Here is a 19,665-nt window from a genome sequence, read left to right as displayed (position 1 = left end):
TCACGCCCGGCCCCGCCACGCGCGGCCCCGCCACGCGCGACGCCGCCACGCCCGGCACAGCCACGCCCGGCCCCGCCACGCCCGGCCCCGCCACGCCCGGCCCCGCCACGCCCGGCCCCGCCACGCGCGACGCCGCCACGCCCGGCACAGCCACGCCCGACCCCGCCATGGCCGGCTCGGTCACGCCTGCCATCGTCACGCCCGCCGTCACGCCTGGCCTCGTGATGCCCGCGGTCGCGTGGCAGCATCGGGGCATGCGCAGCGTGCACCTGAGCACCGTGATCCACCGGTCCGCGGCCGAGGTGTACGCCTACGCCGCGGACCTCGACAACCTCCCCCGGTGGGCGGGCGGGCTGACCGAGAGCGCCGTGGTCCGCGACGGCGACGACCTGGTCACGGAGTCACCGATGGGCCGCATCCGGCTGAGCTTCGCGCCGCCGAACGACCTCGGCGTGCTCGACCACGACGTCACGCTCCCGTCCGGCGAGACGACGCACAACCCCGTCCGCGTGCTCCAGCACCCGGAGGGCGCCGAGATCGTGTTCACGCTGCGGCAGCTCGGGATGACCGACGACGAGCTCGCACGTGACGCCGCCCTGGTCCAGGCCGACCTCGATCGCCTCAAGGAGCTCGTCGAGGCCACGGCGCGCTGACCGCGCCCGACCGCCCGCGCCCGATCGCCCGCGCGCGCTGCCCGCCCGCGATTGCCCCGCGCCCGGCTGCCCGCGCCCGAGCCTGCGTCTGCGTCTGACGGTCCCCTGAGTCGGCGAGCCGTCGGGGCGCAGCGGTCGCGTCAGTAGACGTTGCCGTGGTCGCGGAACTCGCGCCAGACGTTCTCGAAGAAGTCGTCGTCGACCGGGATCGGACGGCGCGGACGCCATCGGAACACGGGCTCGCCCGCGGGGTCGTCGGCGTCCCGCGCGGCGACCGGGGCGAAGGCGGGGCCTCCGTCGCTCGGCTCGTCGCGCGCGGCGCCGGGCGCGGTCCACGCGGTCTCCTGCACCACCTCGTCGAGCGCGCCGCCGTCGAGCCGGAACCGGAACAGCTCCGGCAGGTCGAGCTCGCGGTCGGCATCGACCCCGTGACCGACCCGGGGCAGGTCGCCCTCGGGGTCGGTGTAGAGCACCGACCCGCGCGACCGGCCTCCGTGCGCGACGTAGTCCGCCATCGCCGAGAGGTACACGTACGCGCTGGTCAGGTTGTCCCGGACCAGGAACGTCCGGTTGACGTTGCGCCGCGACGCCGGGTCGGCCACGACGAGCTCGTCGTACCTGGACAGCCAGTCGTGGACCTGGACGAGCGCCTCGTGGATCGACGCCGCCGACCGGACCGGACCCGCCTTGGCGCTCATCAGCACCTGCAGGTCGCGGAGCAGGTCGCCCGTGTTGTCCGCCTCCCCCCGCGCGGCACGGGCGGTCGCGCGGTCGACGAGGTCGAGCGCGGCCTGGAGCACCGGACCGGCGGACGCGGCGAACGCCTCGGGCTCGGCCGGGCCGTCGGTGCGGCGCGCGGCGACGAACTGCGCGGCGCGCGTCGCCCCGACCTGCCCGCTGTTGAGGGCGGCACCGCCGGGCCGGTAGACGCCGTGCGCGCCGCCCGCCTCGCCGACCGGGAAGAACCCGGCGACGTTGGACTGCCACCACGCGTCGACGAGCAGGCCGCCGTTGTTGTGCTGCGCGCAGACGTCCACCTCGAGCATCTCCCGCTCGAGGTCCACGTACGGGTTCTTCTGCAGGTAGAACTGGTAGGCGGGCTCGTTCATCCGACGCAGCCGCTCGATCGGGGTGCCGAACAGCACCCCGGCACGGTCGAGGTACTCGTACGCCTCGGGGCTGAGCACCGACGGGTCGAACTCGTCGTGCACCGGGTTGCGGCGGAAGTCGAGCCACACCCGGCGGCCGCGCAGCACCGTCTCGCGGTAGACCAGGAGGTCGACGAGGCTCGAGCCGTCGAGCGCCTTCCGGATGTCGAACGGCCACTGGTAGCCCTTGAGGAACACCAGCGACATCAGCCGACCGTGGTCGGGGACCGCCTCGAGCAGGAACTCTCGCTCGTCGCCGCCGTCCGCGTCGGTCGACACGAACCGCGGGACCACCTGCATGTAGGTGCCCGAGACGTTCCACCGTGGGTGGGTCGACGCGAGCCCGAACTGCCACTCGGTGAGGTTCTTGCCGTGCACGCCGGCCCGGTACGCGGCGCCCGAGGCGCCCCACTGCCCGTTGGGGAACACCCGCGTCGCGTACATGCCCGCCGGACCGCCCGTCGCGTAGACGAGGTTGGTGCAGCGGAAGAGCAGGAACGGCGACTCCGCGCCGTCGTGCCGGACGTCGGTGCGCAGCACCAGCAGGCCGGTCACGGCGCGGCCGCCCCCGGACGTCGGCTGCGTCAGCACGTCCACCACGCGGCACTCGTCGAAGACGCGGGTGCCGTTGCGGTGCACCTTCTTCTCGAGCTGGGTCACCATGCTGCGGCTGGTGTACGGCCCCACGGACGTCGCCCGACGACGCGGGTCGTGGTCGGTCTTGTACCCGACGAACTCGCCGAACCGGCTCTGCGGGAACGGCACGCCCAGGTCGCACAGGCGCAGGAACCCGCGCGCGGACAGCGCCGCCTCCGCGAGCGCGTTGTCCCCGTCCATGGCGCCGCCCGCGAAGAGCGTCTGCGCCATCTCGTGCACCGAGTCGCCGTCGCCGCCGCTGAGGGTCAGCTTGTAGTAGGTCTGCTTGTCGCTGCCGGCGTTGCGGGACGCGCCCGCGTTGACCTTGTCCGCGACCATGACGACGTCGTCCTGGCCCAGCTCCCACAGCCGGTCGGCGGCGCAGAAGCCGGCCGAGCCGGTGCCGACGACGACCGTGTTGGCTGTCACGACCGGTACCTCGTGGTCACCGATGCGGACGAGCACGGGATCGTGGGACATCGAGCTCCTTCTCACAGGCAGGGACTGCTCAGAGGACCGGGACGTGCATGCCGCCGTCGACGTGGAAGACCTCGCCCGTCGAGTACGGCGTCTGGCCGGAGGCGAGCAGTGCCACCGCGCCCGCGACGTCCGCGGGCCGGCCCCACCGCGCGATCGGCGCGAGGCCGTCGGCGAGCAGGGCGTCGTAGCGCTCGGTCACGCCCGCGGTCATGTCGGTGGCGATGACACCGGGCCGGACCTCGTGCACCACGATCCCCTCGGGGGCCAGCCGCACGGCCCAGAGCTGCGTCGCCATCGCGACGCCGGCCTTGGACACGCAGTACTCGCCGCGGTTGGTCGAGACCGTGGTCGCGGAGATCGACGAGACGTTGACGATCGTCGCGACCGGGCCGTCGGGCGGCTCCGGGAGCTCCTCGAGCGGCCCGCGCAGCTCGATCACCCGCCGCGCGAACTCCTGCGTGAGGAAGTACGGCCCACGCAGGTTGATCCCCAGCACGCGGTCGAACGACTCGGGGGTCGCCTCGAGCAGGTCGGCACGCTGCGCGGGCGCGACCCCGGCGTTGTTGACCAGCAGGTCGAGCCGGCCCCAGGCGTCCACCGCGTCCTGCACGTACCGCGCGTGGTCTTGCGGCTCCGCCACGGAACCGCGCACGTAGCGCACGGCGTCCGACGAGCCGGCGACCTCGCGGAGCTCGGCCAGCACCTCGGTCGGCTCCTCCCGGGTCGCCAGGACCGACACCGCGAACCCGTCCTCGACGAGACGCCGGGTGATCCCCAGGCCGATCCCCCGGTTGCCGCCCGTCACGAGCGCGACCTTCACGCGTTCCCCCTGCGTCCCGCGAGCACGCGGTCGTGCCCGTCCTCGTCGTCCAGCGCCAGCCCCAGCGAGGCGACGTCCACCGCCTCGCCCGTCTGCATCGACCGGTTCGCGGCGATCCCGACGACCACCGCGCGCAGGCCGTCGCGGTAGCCGGCGGCGCGGCCGAGCGGGTCGTCGGACCGACGCAGGTGCCGCCGGAACACGTCCTGCAGCAGGATCGCGTCGCCGCCGCCGTGGCCCCCGACGCCCGCGGGGACCGGGTGCTCGCGGGGCGCCTCCCAGTGCCGCTGCACCAGCAGCCGCTCTCCCTCGGGGCGCAGCGTCTGGCCGGCCGCCGCGACGGGGGTGGCGGACGGGTCGAGCACCGCGCGGCCCTCGTCGTCCACCGCGATCGCCCCGCGCTCGACCACCTCGAGCTCCGCCCGGCCCGCCGTGCCGTTCACGGCGACCCGGTACCCCTCCCAGGGGCTGTGCGCGTTGAGCGAGTAGGTCAGCGCCGCGCCGCGGCGGTAGTCGACGACGAGCGCGAGGTTGTCCTCGATCGTGATGCCGGGACCGAAGACGTCCTGGTCGCGCACGTACCCGTCGTGGTGCTCGGTGTCGAGGTAGAGCGCGCGCAGCCGCTCGTCGCGCGTGAGGTCGAGCGCGAACGGGTCGCCGTGCGCCCCCGTGCCGCGGGCGGGGCGCGGACCGAGGCCGCGCGACCGCGCGTTCTCCTCGCCGTAGAACCGCAGCCCGCCGGACGCGTACACCCGTGCCGGGACGTCCCCCAGCCACCAGTTGACCAGGTCGAAGTGGTGGCTCGACTTGTGCACCAGCAGCCCGCCGGACCAGTCCTTGTCCCGGTGCCAGCGCCGGAAGTAGTCGGCGCCGTGCACCGTGTCGAGCACCCACTCGAAGTGCACCGACGTGACCTCGCCGATCTCGCCCGACGCGATCACCTGGCGCAGCGAGGAGTTCCGCGGCGCGTAGCGGTAGTTGAAGGTCATCACCACGTCGCGACCCGTGCGCTCGACGGCCTCGGTGATCGCCCGGCACCCGTCGACGGTCGTGGTCAGCGGCTTCTCGACGACGACGTCGGCGCCCGCGTCCAGCGCGCGCACCACCAGGTCGGCGTGCGTGCGGTCCGGGGAGGTCACGACGACGACGTCGACGTCCTCGTGCGCCACCATCCGCTTGAGCTGGTCCGGACCGTAGCGCGGCAGCCCGAGCGGTCCGCCGCGGCCGAGCCGCCGGCCCGCGTGCGCGTCGTAGTAGTCCATCCGGCCCGGGTTGGGGTCGAGCCACGCGACGAGCTCGGCGACCTCGGCGTGGTCCCCTGTGATCGCGTCGACGTACATGCCCGCACGGTGGCCGGTGCCCGCGACCGCGTAGCGCCGCCGCGCGTCGGGCCGGGCGGGTGCGAACGCGGCCGCGACGTCCTCGTCGGGCGCGGTGCTGCGGTGGGACGCCGGTCGCGGCGCGGTCGGGTTCTGGTCGCTCACGGGTGCACCTCCTGGGGGCTCGTGGAGTGGGCAGCGTGCTGCGGGGTCGGGTCAGCCGGGCGGGCGAAGGGCGCCCCGAGCTCGGCGAACGTGGCCGGCTCGAGCGCGGCGCGCTCGCACCAGCGCTCGACGCCCTGCACCACCGGGTGCCGGTCGTCGCCCACGCCACGCCAGCGCACGTGCTCGGCGGTGATCGGACGCGGGTCCGGCGCGGTGCGCACCGCCTCGAGGACGCGCATGAAGGCCCCCGTCGACGCGACGTCGCACCGCAGCTCCGCGCCGTCGTCCGCACGCGCGAGCAGGAGGTCCTCGAGGAGGTCCGTGCGCGCGTGGGTCCGCCGCGTGGTGCGGCCGGCGGTGCGGACCTCGAGGTCGTCGGACTCGTACCAGAGCGTCGCCTGGCCCAGGGTGCCGCGCACGACGACACGGGCCGGCGAGCGCTCGGCCGCGCACAGCGTCAGACCGGCGCCCACGCGCACGCCGGACGACGTCGTCACGACGAGCGAGGACGTGTCGTCGGCCTGGATCGGGTGGGCGTGGTACTGGTCGAGCCGCACGTCGGCCACGTCCGCGGTGGTGCGGGCGCCGGCGACGCGCAGCGCGGTGGCCACGGCGTGCGCGAGCGGGTTGGTCACCACGCCGTCGACCACGTCGACGCCGTCGAGCGTGCGTCGGCCGGCCCACCGGGCCCGCGCGTAGTAGGCGGCGGTGCGGACCCAGGTGCCGACCGCGCCGACCGCCTCGACCTCGCCCAGCGTGCCGTCCGCCACGAGCGCGGCCAGCCGGTCGACCGCGGCCGAGCCGAACGTCTGGAACCCGACCTGGCAGCGCCGGCCGGTCTCCTCGACCGCCGCGACCAGCGCCTCGTGCTCCGCGAGCGAGGCGGCCGTGGGCTTCTCGAGCAGCACGTCGCAGCCCGCCCGCAGGGCCGCGCGCGCGAGGGGCAGGTGCGTCGGGATGGGGGTCGAGAGGATCACCACGTCCGGACGGTCGGGTCCGACGAGCACGTCGTCGAGCGTCGGCGCCCAGCGGGTCCCGGGCGGGACGTAGGTCAGGCCGTCGACCGGGCGCGGGTCGACGACGGCGGCCAGCCGCGCGCGGCCCCGCGCCTGCAGCTGCAGCACCCTGCGCACGTGCGTGTGCCCGTGGCCGTGCACGCCGACGACCGCGATCGCCGGCTGGTGGCCGTCCGCGCCCGTCACGAGGCGGCCTCGTCGGGCCCGCCGTGGGACCGGCCGTCGGCGCCTGCGCCCACCAGCCCGGCCGTCAGCTCCGACGCCAGCGCGTCGGCCTCGTCGGCGTCGAGCACCCGGTCCACGACGACGGCGCCGAGGCCGACCGTGACGCCGCCGCCGGCGGGGACGAGCAGGGGCGTGTCCCAGGCCAGCGCGGGGCCCGCGCCGACGTACTCCGCGACGCGGGCGAACCACGGCCGGACGGTCGCGGGGTCCTGCACCAGCAGCAGCGTGGTCGCCGCGCCGTCACGGCGCTGGACGAACGCGAGCCACGGCGACTCGCTGCCGTGCACCGAGGCCTCACCGACCAGCCCCTGGCCGAGGACGAGGGTCGAGTCGGCCGACGGCAGCCGCCAGAACAGCCCGCCGTACCCGGCGTTCGCGCGGCCGTTGGTGCCGGGGCTCTCGATGCTCAGGTCCCGCTCGGTCGCGTGCAGCCGCGAGCGCCAGCACAGCGACCACCCGCCGGCCGCGGTCCCGGCGGTCAGCGTCCGGCCCTCGCGCAGCAGCACCCCGCCGTGCTCGTCGTACCAGACGACGTCCTGGGCGATCCCGCGCCCGTCCGGGGACACCCGGGCCGCGCCGCCCGCCTGCCGGCCGTGGTTGGGCAGGAGCGTCGGGCCCTCGTCGCGCACGTACGTGCGGCCACCCCAGTAGGAGGTGCCGTTGACCACGGGCACGGCCATGGACACGCCGTAGTGGTGACGGTGGTCGACGGGGCTGGTCTCGGTCAGCGCGACCCCGCCCGCGGTGCGCACGGGGTGCAGGAACGGACGCGGGGAGTGCACCGGCGGGACGCGCTCGCCGTCCTCGTACCGGGCGAGCGGGAGCTCCTCGCCCGTGACGGCCGCTCCGTCGAGCCGCACCACGCCGCCCTCCACGGTCCACCGGACCGCGGCGACCTCGGGCGCCGTGGCCGCCGGGGCCGTGCGGCCCCCGCCCGCCGAGCGCACGGACGGCGGGACCGGCCCCGTGCTGGCCCGCACCGCGAGCCGCGGCCGGATGGGGCCGGCGCCGAACGCCGCCGTGATCTCGTCCACCGTGCCGCCCCCCGGTACGTCCGCACCGAGCCCGACGAGGCCGCCCGTGCGGATCCCGACGATTCCCGCCAGGCTCCCCCACGCCGCGCGGCCCAGGTCGAGCTGCGGGACCGTCACGGTGGTGAGCGACGGGATCGCGAACCGGGCCAGCTCGATGTCGTCGAACCCCGTCACGGAGACGTCGCCCGGGACGGCGACGCCGAGCTCGTTGAGCCGCGCGAGGAGACCGAAGGCGACCAGGTCGTTGTAGGCGACGACGGCGGTCGCGCGGGACGCGAGCACGTCGCCGGCCGCGGCGTAGCCGCTGTCGACCGAGGAGCCGGCCGCGCGCTCGCTCAGCCGCACCTCGGCTCGTCGCGCCGCCGCCGCGCGCAACGCGGCCAGGCGTGCCCCGTGCGAGGCGCTCGCCGGCGGGCCGCCCAGGTAGAGCAGGTGGCGGTGGCCCAGCCCGACGAGGTGCTCGACCACGTCCTCGATCCCGGCCGCGTAGTCGATCGCGAGCGTGGGGGTGCGGCCGTCCGGCTCGCGGTTGATCACGACGACCGGGCCGACCTCGGGCAGCAGCGCGCGCAGCTCGGCCTCGGGCATGCGCGGCGAGACCAGGACCAGGGCGTCGCACCGCAGCCGCGCGTCCAGCGCGACCTGTCGCTCGTCGGAGGTCGACTCGCTCGTGTCCGCGACCAGGACGCGGTAGCCGTCCTCGGCCGCCGCGGCCGAGACGCCGCGCAGCACCTGCTGGAACATCGGGTTGGCGAGGTCCGGCACGACGACGGCGACGGTGTTGGTCCGTCCCAGGGAGAGGCTGCGCGCGACGGTGCTCGGTCGGTAGTGCAGCCGCTCGGCCGCCTCGCGGACGCGCGCGGCGAGCTGCTCGTCGACCGTCGCGCGGCCGTTCATGACCCGCGAGACGGTCGCCCGCGAGACACCCGCGGCCTGCGCCACCTCGGCGATCGTGGGCGCCGGCCTGGCCCACGCGTTCTGCGTCACTGCAGCCTCCTGGGAAGGGCTCACCACAGCCTCCGGACAGGCTCCACGGACCGCGGGGCACCGTCGCCCCGCTCGGCCGCCTGTGGTCGGCTCGTCGCCGAACATACACGATGGGAAACCGGTTCCCAAGACTCTGGCACGGTGCTACGGTACCGGGCGAGGTACCGGTTTCTCCGTATCGCGAGTCACGAAGAGGTGATCGACGATGTCCGTGGTGTCTGAGTTGCGACGCACCGCAGGGTCGCGCCGCAGCGGCCCACCCGGCACGCCCGACGGCGTGACCGACAGCCCGGCCGGGGACGGGCGGCGCCGCAAGGGCGACGGCCGGATGGCGGCCGTCTTCCTGGCGCCGTGGTTCCTCGGTCTCGGGCTGATCACGGTCGGCCCGATGCTGGCGTCGGCCTACCTGTCGTTCACGGACTTCGGTCTGCTGTCCGCCCCGAACTGGATCGGGTGGGACAACTACACGCGGATGCTGGACGACCCGCGGCTCCACAAGTCGCTCGTCGTGACGTTCACGTACGTGCTCACGGCCGTGCCGCTGCAGCTCATCCTGGCCCTCGGGCTCGCGATGCTGCTCGACCGCGGCATGCGCGGGCTCGCGTTCTACCGGTCGGTGTTCTACCTACCGTCCCTGCTGGGCGGCTCGGTCGCGATCGCGATCCTGTGGCTCCAGGTGTTCGGGGTCAACGGCCTGGTCAACAAGTTCCTGGCGCTGTTCGGCATCGAGGGCCAGGGCTGGGTGTCCTCCCCCGACACCGCGCTCAGCACGCTCGTGATCCTGCACGTCTGGACGTTCGGCGCCCCGATGATCATCTTCCTCGCCGGCCTCCGGCAGATCCCGGAGATGTACTACGAGGCGGCGTCGATCGACGGGGCGGGCAAGGCGCGGCAGTTCTTCCACATCACGGTGCCGCTGCTCACTCCCATCATCTTCTTCAACCTGGTCCTCCAGGTGATCGGCGCGTTCCAGAGCTTCACGCAGGCGTTCGTCGTCTCCGGCGGCTCCGGCGGACCGGCCGACTCGACCCTCTTCTACACGCTGTACCTGTACCAGAAGGGCTTCACGCACCTGGACATGGGGTACGCGTCCGCCATGGCGTGGCTGCTGCTGCTGATCGTCGCTGCGATGACGGCCATCAACTTCCTCGCCTCGAAGTACTGGGTGTTCTACAGTGACTGACCTCGACCTGCGACCCGACCCCGCTGCGGGCGTCCACGCGTCGCGTCCCGACTCCCGCGGCAGCGCCGCCCGGTACTCCTCGGGCCGGAAGCGCTCGATGTGGCGGAGCAACGTCCGCTCCACCTTCAAGCACATCGGCCTCGTCGCGCTCGCCGTGGTGATGCTCTACCCGCTGATCTGGCTGCTGGTGAGCTCGTTCAAGCCGAACGACCTGATCTTCCGCGACCTGTCGCTCATCCCCACCGAGATCGACGCCTCGAACTACACCGAGGGCTGGAGCGCGCTCACCTACCCCTTCGGGCGCTACCTGCTCAACTCCGCGGTGATCGTGCTCGGGTCCCTGCTCGGCAACCTGATCAGCTGCTCGATGGCGGCCTACGCCTTCGCGCGGCTCGAGTTCCGGGGCCGGCGGCTGTGGTTCGCGATCATGCTCATGTCGATCATGCTGCCGATCCACGTGATCATCGTGCCGCAGTACGTGCTGTTCTCCCGGCTCGACTGGATCAACACGTTCCTGCCGTTGATCGTCCCCAAGCTGCTGGCGACGGACGCCTTCTTCATCTTCCTCATGGTCCAGTTCTTCCGCGGCATCCCGCGGGAGCTGGACGAGGCCGCTCGCCTCGACGGGTGCGGGCACATCCGCATCTACCTGCGGATCATGCTCCCGCTGTCGACGCCGGCCCTCGCGACCACGGCCATCTTCACCTTCATCTGGACGTGGAACGACTTCTTCAGCCAGCTGATCTTCCTCACCAAACCGGCCATGTACACCGCGCCGGTCGCTCTGCGCACGTTCCTCGACTCGTCGGGGCAGAGCTCGTGGGGCCCCATGTTCGCCATGTCGATCGTGACCCTGATCCCGGTCTTCCTGGCGTTCCTGTTCGGACAGAAGTACCTGGTCAAGGGCATCGCCACGACCGGGATCAAGTAGTACCCCCGCCCCCGTCCCAGCGCGGCGGCGGTGCAGCCCGTCCATCCCACCCACCCGGGTCCCCCGGGGTGACAGCACGACGACGTCCTCGTCACGAAGGAGAACCGATGCGACACCACCGTTCCACCCTCATCAAGGCGGCCGCGCTCGTCGCCGCCGGCGCGCTCGCGCTGACCGCGTGCGGCGACAGCGGCAGCGACGACCCCGGCGCCGACGGGACCGGCGGCGGGGACGAGAAGGTCACCATCCGCTTCTCCTGGTGGGGGTCGGACACCCGTCACGAGCTCACCCAGCAGGTCATCGACGCGTTCGAGGCCGAGCACCCGAACATCACGGTCGAGGCCGACTACACCGACTGGGACTCCTACTTCGACAAGCTGAGCACCTCCGTGGCCGGCGGCGACGCCCCCGACGTCATCACGCAGGAGGAGCGCTACCTCACCGACTACGCCACCAAGGGCGTGCTGGCCGACCTCGGCTCGCTGGGGCTCGACACCTCGAAGATCGACGAGTCCGTGCTCGCCTCCGGCACGATCGACGACAAGCTGTACGGCGTCGCGACCGGCGTCAACGCGTACGCGGTGGTCGCCGACCCCGAGGCCTTCGAGACGGCGGGCGTCGAGATGCCCGACGACACGACGTGGACCTGGCAGGACTACGTCGACGTGGCGAACGAGGTCAGCGAGAAGTCCGGCGGCAAGATCTTCGGCGCGCAGGACTACGGGTTCAACGAGCCCGGGTTCTCGATCTTCGCGCGGCAGCGCGGGGAGGCGCTCTACACGCCCGAGGGCACGCTCGGCTACGACGACGCGACGCTCGCGCAGTGGTGGCAGTACTCGATGGACCTGCAGAAGGCCGGCGGCACGCCGGGTGCGGCCGAGACGGTCGAGGTCGACGGCGGCGGTCCCGAGCAGTCGCTCATCGGCACGGGCAAGGGCGCGATGGCCTGGTTCTGGACCAACCAGCTGACGGCCATCACCGAGGCGGCCGGCCACCCGCTGAAGCTGCTCCGGGTCCCTGGCGAGACCGAGAACGAGCGGTCCGGCATGTACTTCAAGCCGGCCATGTTCTACTCCGTCTCCGCGACGTCGGAGCACCCGGAGGAGTCGGCGATGTTCGTGGACTTCCTGGTCAACTCGACCGAGGCGGGCGAGCTCCTGCTCTCCGACCGCGGCCTGCCGGCCAACACCGACGTCCGCGAGGCCGTGACGCCCAAGTTCAACGACACCGACAAGCAGGCGGCCGAGTTCCTCGCCTCGCTCGACGACGTCGTGGTCGACGGCCCGCCCGTCCCGCCGAACGGCGCCGGTGAGGTCGCCGACATCACCAAGCGCATCAACCAGGAGGTCCTCTTCGAGCGGCTCACGCCGCAGGAGGCCGCCGAGCAGTACACGAGCGAGGTGAACACGGCCATCGGGCAGTAGGCCCGGACGACGGAGGGGCCCGGACCTGGTGGTCCGGGCCCCTTCGTCGTCCCACCGGGACCGGGGGGACAGGTCGCGCGCGTCGGGTCAGCGGTCGACCCTGGCGTTGCCGCCGCCGGCGAGCTTGAGGATCTCGGCGCGGGTCACCATCGTCGTGTCGCCGGGGGTCGTCATCGCCAGGGCGCCGTGGGCGGCGCCGTACTCCACGGCGGTCCGGAGGTCCACGCCCTCGAGCAGCCCGTAGACCAGACCGGACGCGAAGGAGTCCCCGCCGCCGACCCGGTCCATGATCTCCAGGCGCTCGCGGTGCGTCGCCTGGACCAGGCCGGTCGCCCGGGACCAGGCGAGCGCGCCCCAGTCGTTGATCGAGGCGCTGTGGACGGTCCGCAGGGTGGTGGCGATGACCCGGAAGCCGGGGTACGCCTGGGAGACGCGGTCGATCATCGCGCCGAAGGCGTCCGTCGCCAGGTGCGCGAGGTTCTCGTCGACCCCCTCGACCTCGAACCCGAGCGCCGCGGTGAAGTCCTCCTCGTTGCCGATCATGACGTCGACGTACGGGGCGATCTCCCGGTTGACCTCCTGCGCGCGCGCCTGGCCGCCGATGGCCTTCCACAGCGACGGGCGGTAGTTGAGGTCGTAGGACACGACCGTCCCGTGACGCCGGGCCGCCTGGACCGCGGCGAGCACGGTCTGCGCGGACGTCTCCGAGAGCGCGGCGTAGATGCCGCCCGTGTGCAGCCAGCGCACGCCGAGCTCGCCGAACAGGTGGTCCCAGTCGACGTCGTCCGGGCCGAGCTGCGAGGCGGCGGTGTGCCCGCGGTCGCTCACGCCGACGGCGCCCCGGACCCCGAACCCGCGCTCGGTGAAGTTGAGCCCGTTGCGGACCTGGCGCCCCACGCCGTCGTAGGGCAGCCAGCGCAGCAGCGAGGTGTCCACGCCACCGGCCAGGATGCAGTCCTCGACCAGGCGGCCGATCTCGTTGTCGGCGAGCGCGGTCACCACGGCCGCGCGCAGCCCGAACGCGCGGCGCAGGCCGCGCGCGACGTTGTACTCGCCCCCGCCCTCCCAGGCGCGGAACGTGCGCGAGGTCCGGATCCGGCCCTCGCCCGGGTCGAGCCGCAGCATCACCTCCCCGAGCGCGACGACGTCGTAACGCGTCTCCGCGGCGGGGCGGACGGCGAGTGTGGTCTCCGGGGTGCTCTCCAGGGCGGTCACGGTTCTCCTTCGACGGGTGCGGGTGCGGGTGCGGGTGCGGGTGAGCGTGCGGTGGGAGGTCAGACGCGAGCGGACGGGCGCAGGCTCTCGGCGAGCGCGACCGCGTCGGCGACGAGGGTGCGCAGCGCGTCGGTCGCGCGCGCGCCGACGAGGTCCCGCGGCACCATCCAGGAGCCGCCGACGGCGGCCACGCTCGGCAGCGCGAGGAACTGGGCGAGGTTCGCGGGGCCGATGCCGCCCGTGGGGACGAACCGCACGCCGCCGAAGGGTGCCGCCAGCGCCGCGATCGCCGGCGCGCCGCCCGCGGTGCCGGCGGGGAAGAACTTCACCGTCCGCACGCCGAGCTCGAGCGCGGCCTGCACCTCGGTCGCCGTGACCGCGCCGGGGAGTGCGGTCACCCCGTGCTCCAGGCACCGCTCGACGACCGCGCGGCTGGTCCCCGGGGACACGACGTAGTCCGCACCGGCGGCCACCGCCGCGTCCACCTGGGCGGCGGTCAGGACCGTCCCCGCGCCGACGAGCACGTCGCCCCGGTCCGCGAGCGCGCGGATCGCGTCCGGCGCTGCGGCGGTCCGGAACGTCACCTCGGCGACGGGGAGACCGCCGCCGACGAGCGCGTCGCCCAGGGCGGACGCGTCGGACGCGTCGTCGATCACGACGACGGGCACCAGCCGGTGCCGGACGAGCTGGTCGAGAGTGCTCACGAGTGCTCCATTGCGGTAGGCGAAACGTCTATGTCGCGCTACGCAATCCTCCCATGGGCCTGGGCGTACTTCTACCCCGTGTCGAGCGGGGGCCCAGCCGCCGTCAGGCGGGAACGGGGAGGCCGCCGTCAGGCGGGGCTGGGGAGGTGCAGGCCCGCCGGGAGGTAGGGCGGGAGGACCGCGCGCACGCGCGCGTGCACCTCGGCCACTCGGGCGGGGTCCAGCCGCTCGGCCGGCGCCGTCACGCTCACCGCCGCGACCGGCACGCCGCCGCGCAGCACGGGCACGGCGACGCAGCCGATGCCCGGCTCGTTCTCCTGGTCCTCGACCGCCCGCCCGAGCTCCCGCGCGCGTCGCAGCTCGGCCCACACCCGGTCCAGGTCGGCGGCGTCGACGTACCGCGCGAGCGCTGCACGGTCCGTCTCGCGGAAGGCGAGGAGCGCGCGGCCGAGGGCCGTGCGCGCGGCGGGGATGGACCGCCCCACCTGCGACCAGACCCGCACCGGCCGGTCCGGCTCGACCTTGTCCAGGTACAGGATCTCGGTCCCGACGAGCACGCCCAGGTGGACCAGCTCCGCGACGTCCTGCGAGAGCGCGACGAGCGCCGGGTGCAGGAGGACGACGAGGTTGTCGTCGGCCAGGTAGGACTCGCCCAGGGCCACCGCCGCCGCGCCGAGCGAGTAGGCGCCGGTCCCGACGTCCTGCGCGACGAAGTCCCGGTGCCGCAGCGCGGCGAGCGTGCGGTGCACGGTCGTCTTGTGGACGCCGAGCCGTCCGGAGAGCTCGGCGAGCACGAGCCCCCGCGGGCCGGCGGCGGCGAGCGCCGTGAGCACCTGCAGCGCGCGGTCCACGCTCTCGATCGGCGACGACGCAGCGGCAGGCACAGCATCGGCGGGCACAGCATCGGCAGGCACAGCGGCGGCAGACGCATCGGCGGGCCCAGCGGCGGACGACGACGTGCTCATGCCCGGCATCCTGGCACGCAGGCTCGTCGTCCCACGGACAGTGACCCGGCGACCTCGCGCACCGCCTCACGCACCGCCGGGAAACCCCAGCTGTCGCCACGCCTCATAGCTCGCGACGGCCGCCGCGTTGGTCAGGTTCATCGACCGACGCCCCGGGAGCATCGGGATCCGCACCCGCTCGACGACGCGCGGGTGGTCCAGCACCTCGGCGGGCAGGCCGGTGGGCTCGGGGCCGAAGAGGAGCACGTCGTCGTCGCGGTACTCGACGTCCGTGTACCAGCGGTCCGTCTGCGCCGTGAACGCCAGGACGCGGCCGGGGAGCGTGGCGAGCGCGGCCTCCAGGTCGGGATGCACGACGACGTGCGCGAGGTCGTGGTAGTCGAGCCCGGCGCGGCGCAGCCGGGCCTCCGAGAGGTCGAACCCGAGCGGCTCGACGAGGTGGAGCGTCGCGCCCGTGCCCGCGGTGAGACGGATCGCGCTGCCGGTGTTGCCGGGGATGCGCGGCTCGAAGTAGACGACGTGGAACACGGCACCATCGTCGCAGGCCAGCCGCGATCGCGTGACCGCGCGCAAGGGTGCGTCGGTGCGCCGGACGCCCCGACGCGCGGTGCTACCGTCGGCCCGACACGCGGAGGGACCGGATGGCCAGCACACAGGCGACGACGATCGCCGAGATCGCCCTGGAGGCAGGCGTCTCGGTGCCGACCGTCTCCAAGGTCCTCAACGGCCGCGCGGACGTCGCGGCGGCGACCCGGGCGCGGGTCGAGGAGGTCATCGAGCGGCACGGCTACCGCCGGCGGCGCGCGTCGTCCGGCGCGGGCTCCGGTCTGATCGAGCTCGTCTTCCACGAGCTCGACTCGCCGTGGGCCCTGCAGATCATCAAGGGCGTGGAGAGCGTGGCCGGGCCGGCCCGCATGGGCGTCGTCCTGTCCGAGCTGGGCGGCGAGCACCGCCCGCCGCAGGAGTGGCTGGACGACGTGCTCGCGCGACGCCCCCGCGGCGTCATCTTCGTCCTGTCGGAGCTGGACCCGGCGCAGCGCGCCCAGCTCGAGAGCCGGTCGATCCCGTTCGTCGTGGTCGACACCGCGGGCGAGCAGCCGCCCGGCGTCCCCGTCGTCGGCTCCCAGAACTGGGCCGGGGGCCTGGCCGCCACCCGGCACCTGCTGGGCCTGGGCCACCGCCGCATCGGGGTCGTCTCCGGCCCGCGGGACGTGCTGTGCTCGCGCGCCCGCGTGGACGGGTACCGCAGCGCGCTCGACGAGTCGGGGCTCCCGTTCGACCCCGACCTGGTCCGCTGGGGGAACTTCTTCGTCGACGGCGGCTACCAGCACGGCACCGAGCTGCTGAGCCGGGCCGACCGGCCGACGGCGATCTTCGCCGGCGCCGACTTCCAGGCGCTCGGCGTGATCCGGGCCGCGCGCGACCTCGGCCTGCGGGTCCCCGAGGACGTGTCCGTGGTGGGCTACGACGACCTGCCCGTCACGGAGTGGGTCCAGCCCGGGCTCACCACCGTCCGGCAGCCGCTGGAGGACATGGCGGCGACCGCCACGCGCATGCTCCTCGAGATCGCGAACGGCGCCACGCCCGCGAACCTGCGCATCGACCTCGCCACCGAGCTCGTGGTCCGCAGCAGCACCGCTCCCCCCGCCTGACCTGGAGTCGGCTCCACGCCGCCGCGCGGCGCCGATCGGTTCGGAGACTCGGTCACCGCGGGCCGGGGAAGCTCGCCGCGCTCCGGGCGCCTGCCGGCGGGCCGGCACCGCCGGCAGCCGCCGCCGTCCCGGCCCGGCGCGGTGCATGTCGTCGCTCATGCACCGCGTCCGTGCCGGCCGCCACCCGCACGCGGGCCGGGACGGCAGTCCTCGTGGTGGGCTCAGCCCACCGGGTTCCAGCCGTCGGAGCCCGCCAGGTACCGCTGCGGCGTGTAGCTGGGTGCCTGCGCGTCGGAGAGCTGCGGCCGGTTGCCGTTGACGGTCGCTCCCGCGCCTGTGTTCTTGTACTCGCTGAACCGCGCCTGCTGCCACACGTTCGCGGACATGTTGGTCCACGGCTGTGCGGTCGCGATCGTCGCCGAGAGCGACGACTCCCGGAACAGCACCTGGGCGTCCTGGCCCCACGGCCGGCCGAGCTGCGTCGTGCTGTTCGTCGCACCGGTCACGGTCGAGCGGTAGATCAGGAACCCGTACGGGTTCCCCGGGTCCGTGCGCGCGGCGGTGAGCGGGCCGCCCGTCGCGCGCCGCTGGTAGATCGCGGTGCGGTCGAAGACCGCGGTGCCCGAGCCGAAGATGAAGTCGACCGTCCCCTCGACGTAGGAGTCGACGACGTAGGTGCGGCCCGAGTTGATCAGGAGCGTGTCCTGGTTGCCGAGGAAGCGCACGTTCCGTGCGGTCACGCGGTCGGCGTCGAAGTTCGCCGCGACGGCCTGGCTCCCCTCGCCGTAGTCGTTCCGCAGCGTCAGGTTCTGCACGACGAGGTCGCGCGCCTTGGCGAAGAACGTCGCCGACCCCGAGGTCCCGTAGCCGCCGGCGCTGCTGCGGTTGTTCACGACCACCGTCTGGCTCGGCGAGGTGCCGAGGCCCTGGATCGTCACGTACGGCTTGTTCACGGTGACGATCTCCCGGTAGGTGCCGGGCTTGACCGTGATGACCCGCCGCGTCGTGCTCGTCGACGGGATCGCGTCGATGGCGGCCTGGATCGTGCGGTACTGCCCCGTGCCGTCCGCCGCCACGACGGGCGTCGTCGTCGTCCCGCCGTCCGACGAGACCGTCAGGCCGCCCCACTGCACCTTCGCCGCGTCGTCGCACGCGTCCTGCACCACGGGCGCGCCCGAGGCCGTCGAGCCGTCCTTCACCGCGACGCACAGGCCCGACGACGCGCTCTTCAGCTGGACCTTGCCGCTGCCCGCTGAGGCCAGCGCGCTCCAGGTCTGGTTGGCCTGGTCGGCGCAGCCCCACTGCTGCAGCTGCGTGCCCGTGCTCGTCGAACCGCCCGTGACGTCCAGGCACCGGCCCGACGCGACGTTCGCGAGGCGGATGCCGTCCCGCTGCGCCGCGACCGTCCACTGCTGCCGCGCCGCCCCCGTCTCGCAGGTCGCCGCGACCAGGAGCGTGCCGCTCGCCGTCGCTCCCCCGGGCACCTCGAGGCACTTGCCGGACGCGCCCGACCGCAGCGCGTACGTCCCGGCGACGACGCCGCCCGGCCCGCCGCTCGTCGCGTCGACCCCGATGTCCGCCTGCGGCCCGGTGGCCGTGCGCAGCAGGCTCGGCAGGGTCGCCGCGGGGTCGAGCGTGTAGGAGTAGTACGACCGCGGGTCGAACGCCGACCCGCTCGTGCGCTGGTCGCCGGACGAGCTCACGACGATGCTGCCCGACTGCCTGAGCTGCGCCGTCGAGTCCGGGTAGTACGGGTTCTTCACGTTCTCGAAGTAGCTGTTCTCGAGCACCATCTTGGTGCCGCCGCGCGCGTAGTTGCCGTAGCCGCTGATGTTCTGCAGCCAGTTGTTGTACAGGTGCGCGTACTGCACGTTGTCGGTGCTCGGGTTGCGCTGGTTGGTGTCGTGGATCCAGTTGTGGTGGATGGTCATGCGCGCCGTGACGTTGTCCGTCCACCCGATGCCGAACGACTTGTTGGTGCTCCCGAGCTCGTTGTAGGAGACGGTCAGGTTCGTCGTGTCCTTGCGGCTGTCGATGAGGCCGTCGTTGGTCCGGGTGATCCGGTTGTGGTCGATCCAGACGTTGGACGCGGTGTCCATCTGGATGCCGTCGTAGTCGTAGTCCTTGTCGTCGGGGTCGTCCGCCGCCATGAGCGTGTCGCCGAGCGTCAGGTTCCGGATGATCACGTTCTTGGTGCCGGGGTTCAGGTGGAGGCCGCCGTTGAGGATCCGGCCCGTCGCGCCCACGCCGATGACCGTCTTGTCCGACGAGACGGGGATCTCGTCGCCGTACGGCGTGACCGTGATCGTGCCCGCGACGCGCACGACGTACCGCCCGCTCGCGGCGGCGTACTTCTTGAGGTCCGCCAGGTTCGTGACGGTCACGACGGTGCCGCCCGACCCGCCCGTGGTGCCCTGCGCGAACCCGTCCGCCTGCGCCGGCCACCTACCGGTCGACGGCTCACCGGATGTCGGAGGGCTGGTCGGAGGGCTGGTCGGCGTGCTGGTCGGCGTGCTCGTCGGCGTCGCCGTGGGGCTCGGGGTGCTCGACGGTGTCGCGCTCGGGCTCGTCGTCGGGCTCGTCGTGCTGCCCGTGCACGTGACGCCGCCGAACGTGACCGCCGACGGGACCCGGTTGGCGGACCCGGCCGTGCCGGTGAACCCGACGGCCACGGTGCCGCCCGTCCCGACCGTGCCGTTCCAGCCCGCGTTCGTCACGGTCACGGCGGCGCCCGACTGGCTGAAGCTCCCGTTCCAGCCGGACTGCACCGTCTGGCCGTCGGGGAACTGCCAGCCGATGCTCCAGCCGGAGACCGGGCTGCCGAGGTTGGTGACCGTGACGTCGGCGCCGAAGCCGCCCGGCCACTGGCTGGTGACGGTGTAGGTCGCGGAGCAGCCGGTCGCGGCGGACACGGACGTCGCCAGCGCGCCGGCCGAGCCGACGGCGGCCACCGCCAGGGCGGCCGTCAGGGATGTGAGCGTTCTCATGGGCATGCGGCGACGGTAGGAGCGCCGCCGGGCGCCAACAACAACGGTGACCGCTGCCGAATCGCTTCACCCCGGCCGGACCCGGTCCCGGTATCGATACACAGGCGCGGCCGCGCGCGGC

General features: G+C 73.7%; 15 protein-coding genes. 5 read left to right on the top strand and 10 right to left on the bottom strand.

The annotated features are described in order from the left end of the window. The first annotated feature begins 254 nt into the window (after positions 1 to 254). Complete coding sequence (locus KIN34_RS06745; protein WP_214348409.1) at positions 255 to 653, top strand: SRPBCC family protein; 399 nt, start codon at positions 255 to 257, stop codon at positions 651 to 653. 140 nt (positions 654 to 793) lie between these two features. On the opposite strand, the gene KIN34_RS06740 is transcribed toward KIN34_RS06745, so the two are convergent. The 5 genes from KIN34_RS06740 to KIN34_RS06720 are packed head-to-tail and all read right to left on the bottom strand — an operon-like array spanning position 794 to position 8,483. After that, positions 794 to 2,917: an FAD-binding protein gene (locus KIN34_RS06740; RefSeq protein WP_214348408.1), complete on the bottom strand. Its 2,124-nt coding sequence runs from the start codon at positions 2,915 to 2,917 to the stop codon at positions 794 to 796. A 28-nt stretch (positions 2,918 to 2,945) separates the two neighbouring features. Beyond that, positions 2,946 to 3,737, bottom strand: coding sequence for a 3-ketoacyl-ACP reductase (locus KIN34_RS06735; protein ID WP_214348406.1), 792 nt, complete (start codon positions 3,735 to 3,737; stop codon positions 2,946 to 2,948). Continuing rightward, positions 3,734 to 5,221, bottom strand: coding sequence for a Gfo/Idh/MocA family oxidoreductase (locus KIN34_RS06730; protein ID WP_214348404.1), 1,488 nt, complete (start codon positions 5,219 to 5,221; stop codon positions 3,734 to 3,736). Before KIN34_RS06730 ends, KIN34_RS06735 begins: the two co-directional genes overlap by 4 nt. Beyond that, the gene (locus tag KIN34_RS06725) at positions 5,218 to 6,423 is read right to left on the bottom strand and encodes a Gfo/Idh/MocA family protein (protein WP_214348402.1); all 1,206 of its coding nucleotides are present in this window, start codon (positions 6,421 to 6,423) and stop codon (positions 5,218 to 5,220) included. The genes KIN34_RS06730 and KIN34_RS06725 overlap by 4 nt, the downstream gene beginning before the upstream one ends. Further along, positions 6,420 to 8,483, bottom strand: coding sequence for a DUF6807 family protein (locus KIN34_RS06720; RefSeq protein ID WP_307858122.1), 2,064 nt, complete (start codon positions 8,481 to 8,483; stop codon positions 6,420 to 6,422). The genes KIN34_RS06725 and KIN34_RS06720 overlap by 4 nt, the downstream gene beginning before the upstream one ends. A gap of 205 nt (positions 8,484 to 8,688) precedes the next feature. On the opposite strand from KIN34_RS06720, the gene KIN34_RS06715 reads away from it, so the two are divergent. From KIN34_RS06715 to KIN34_RS06705, 3 genes are all read left to right on the top strand, one after another. Next, entirely contained in the window at positions 8,689 to 9,666 is a 978-nt protein-coding gene (locus KIN34_RS06715) for a carbohydrate ABC transporter permease (protein WP_214348397.1), read from the top strand. Continuing rightward, positions 9,659 to 10,597 (top strand): carbohydrate ABC transporter permease, encoded by a 939-nt coding sequence (locus KIN34_RS06710; protein WP_307858121.1) that lies wholly within the window; start codon positions 9,659 to 9,661, stop codon positions 10,595 to 10,597. The genes KIN34_RS06715 and KIN34_RS06710 overlap by 8 nt, the downstream gene beginning before the upstream one ends. Positions 10,598 to 10,704: 107 nt before the next feature. Further along, a complete protein-coding gene (locus KIN34_RS06705; RefSeq protein WP_214348394.1) occupies positions 10,705 to 12,021 on the top strand; it encodes an ABC transporter substrate-binding protein in 1,317 nt (438 codons plus the stop codon). 87 nt (positions 12,022 to 12,108) lie between these two features. On the opposite strand, the gene KIN34_RS06700 is transcribed toward KIN34_RS06705, so the two are convergent. The 4 genes from KIN34_RS06700 to KIN34_RS06685 form a co-directional block, all read right to left on the bottom strand. Next, a complete protein-coding gene (locus tag KIN34_RS06700) occupies positions 12,109 to 13,236 on the bottom strand; it encodes a sugar kinase (protein WP_307858120.1) in 1,128 nt (375 codons plus the stop codon). A 59-nt stretch (positions 13,237 to 13,295) separates the two neighbouring features. Continuing rightward, a complete protein-coding gene (gene eda, locus KIN34_RS06695; RefSeq protein WP_214348391.1) occupies positions 13,296 to 13,940 on the bottom strand; it encodes a bifunctional 4-hydroxy-2-oxoglutarate aldolase/2-dehydro-3-deoxy-phosphogluconate aldolase in 645 nt (214 codons plus the stop codon). Positions 13,941 to 14,068: 128 nt separating this feature from the next. After that, positions 14,069 to 14,791: an IclR family transcriptional regulator gene (locus KIN34_RS06690; RefSeq protein WP_307858119.1), complete on the bottom strand. Its 723-nt coding sequence runs from the start codon at positions 14,789 to 14,791 to the stop codon at positions 14,069 to 14,071. A gap of 180 nt (positions 14,792 to 14,971) precedes the next feature. Then, positions 14,972 to 15,433: a tRNA (cytidine(34)-2'-O)-methyltransferase gene (locus tag KIN34_RS06685; protein ID WP_214348385.1), complete on the bottom strand. Its 462-nt coding sequence runs from the start codon at positions 15,431 to 15,433 to the stop codon at positions 14,972 to 14,974. A 113-nt stretch (positions 15,434 to 15,546) separates the two neighbouring features. Here KIN34_RS06685 and KIN34_RS06680 point away from each other — a divergent pair, with 113 nt between their 5' ends. After that, positions 15,547 to 16,557: a LacI family DNA-binding transcriptional regulator gene (locus tag KIN34_RS06680; protein ID WP_214348383.1), complete on the top strand. Its 1,011-nt coding sequence runs from the start codon at positions 15,547 to 15,549 to the stop codon at positions 16,555 to 16,557. 221 nt (positions 16,558 to 16,778) lie between these two features. Here the strand turns inward: KIN34_RS06680 and KIN34_RS06675 are convergent, their stop codons facing one another. Continuing rightward, the gene (locus KIN34_RS06675) at positions 16,779 to 19,544 is read right to left on the bottom strand and encodes a pectinesterase family protein (RefSeq protein ID WP_214348380.1); all 2,766 of its coding nucleotides are present in this window, start codon (positions 19,542 to 19,544) and stop codon (positions 16,779 to 16,781) included. Between the last annotated feature and the right edge of the window lie 121 nt (positions 19,545 to 19,665).

The sequence above is a fragment of the Cellulomonas fulva genome (assembly GCF_018531375.1).
Taxonomy (GTDB): Bacteria; Actinomycetota; Actinomycetes; order Actinomycetales; family Cellulomonadaceae; genus Cellulomonas; species Cellulomonas fulva.
This window is presented reverse-complemented; position numbering and strand designations above follow the sequence as displayed.

Excerpts from the sequence above, each read along its gene's own strand:
- KIN34_RS06705 (WP_214348394.1), top strand. The coding sequence starts at position 10,705 with ATGCGACACCACCGTTCCACCCTCATCAAGGCGGCCGCGCTCGTCGCC.
- KIN34_RS06675 (WP_214348380.1), bottom strand. The coding sequence starts at position 19,544 with ATGAGAACGCTCACATCCCTGACGGCCGCCCTGGCGGTGGCCGCCGTC.
- KIN34_RS06745 (WP_214348409.1), top strand. The coding sequence starts at position 255 with ATGCGCAGCGTGCACCTGAGCACCGTGATCCACCGGTCCGCGGCCGAG.
- KIN34_RS06680 (WP_214348383.1), top strand. The coding sequence starts at position 15,547 with ATGGCCAGCACACAGGCGACGACGATCGCCGAGATCGCCCTGGAGGCA.
- KIN34_RS06715 (WP_214348397.1), top strand. The coding sequence starts at position 8,689 with ATGTCCGTGGTGTCTGAGTTGCGACGCACCGCAGGGTCGCGCCGCAGC.
- KIN34_RS06740 (WP_214348408.1), bottom strand. The coding sequence starts at position 2,917 with ATGTCCCACGATCCCGTGCTCGTCCGCATCGGTGACCACGAGGTACCG.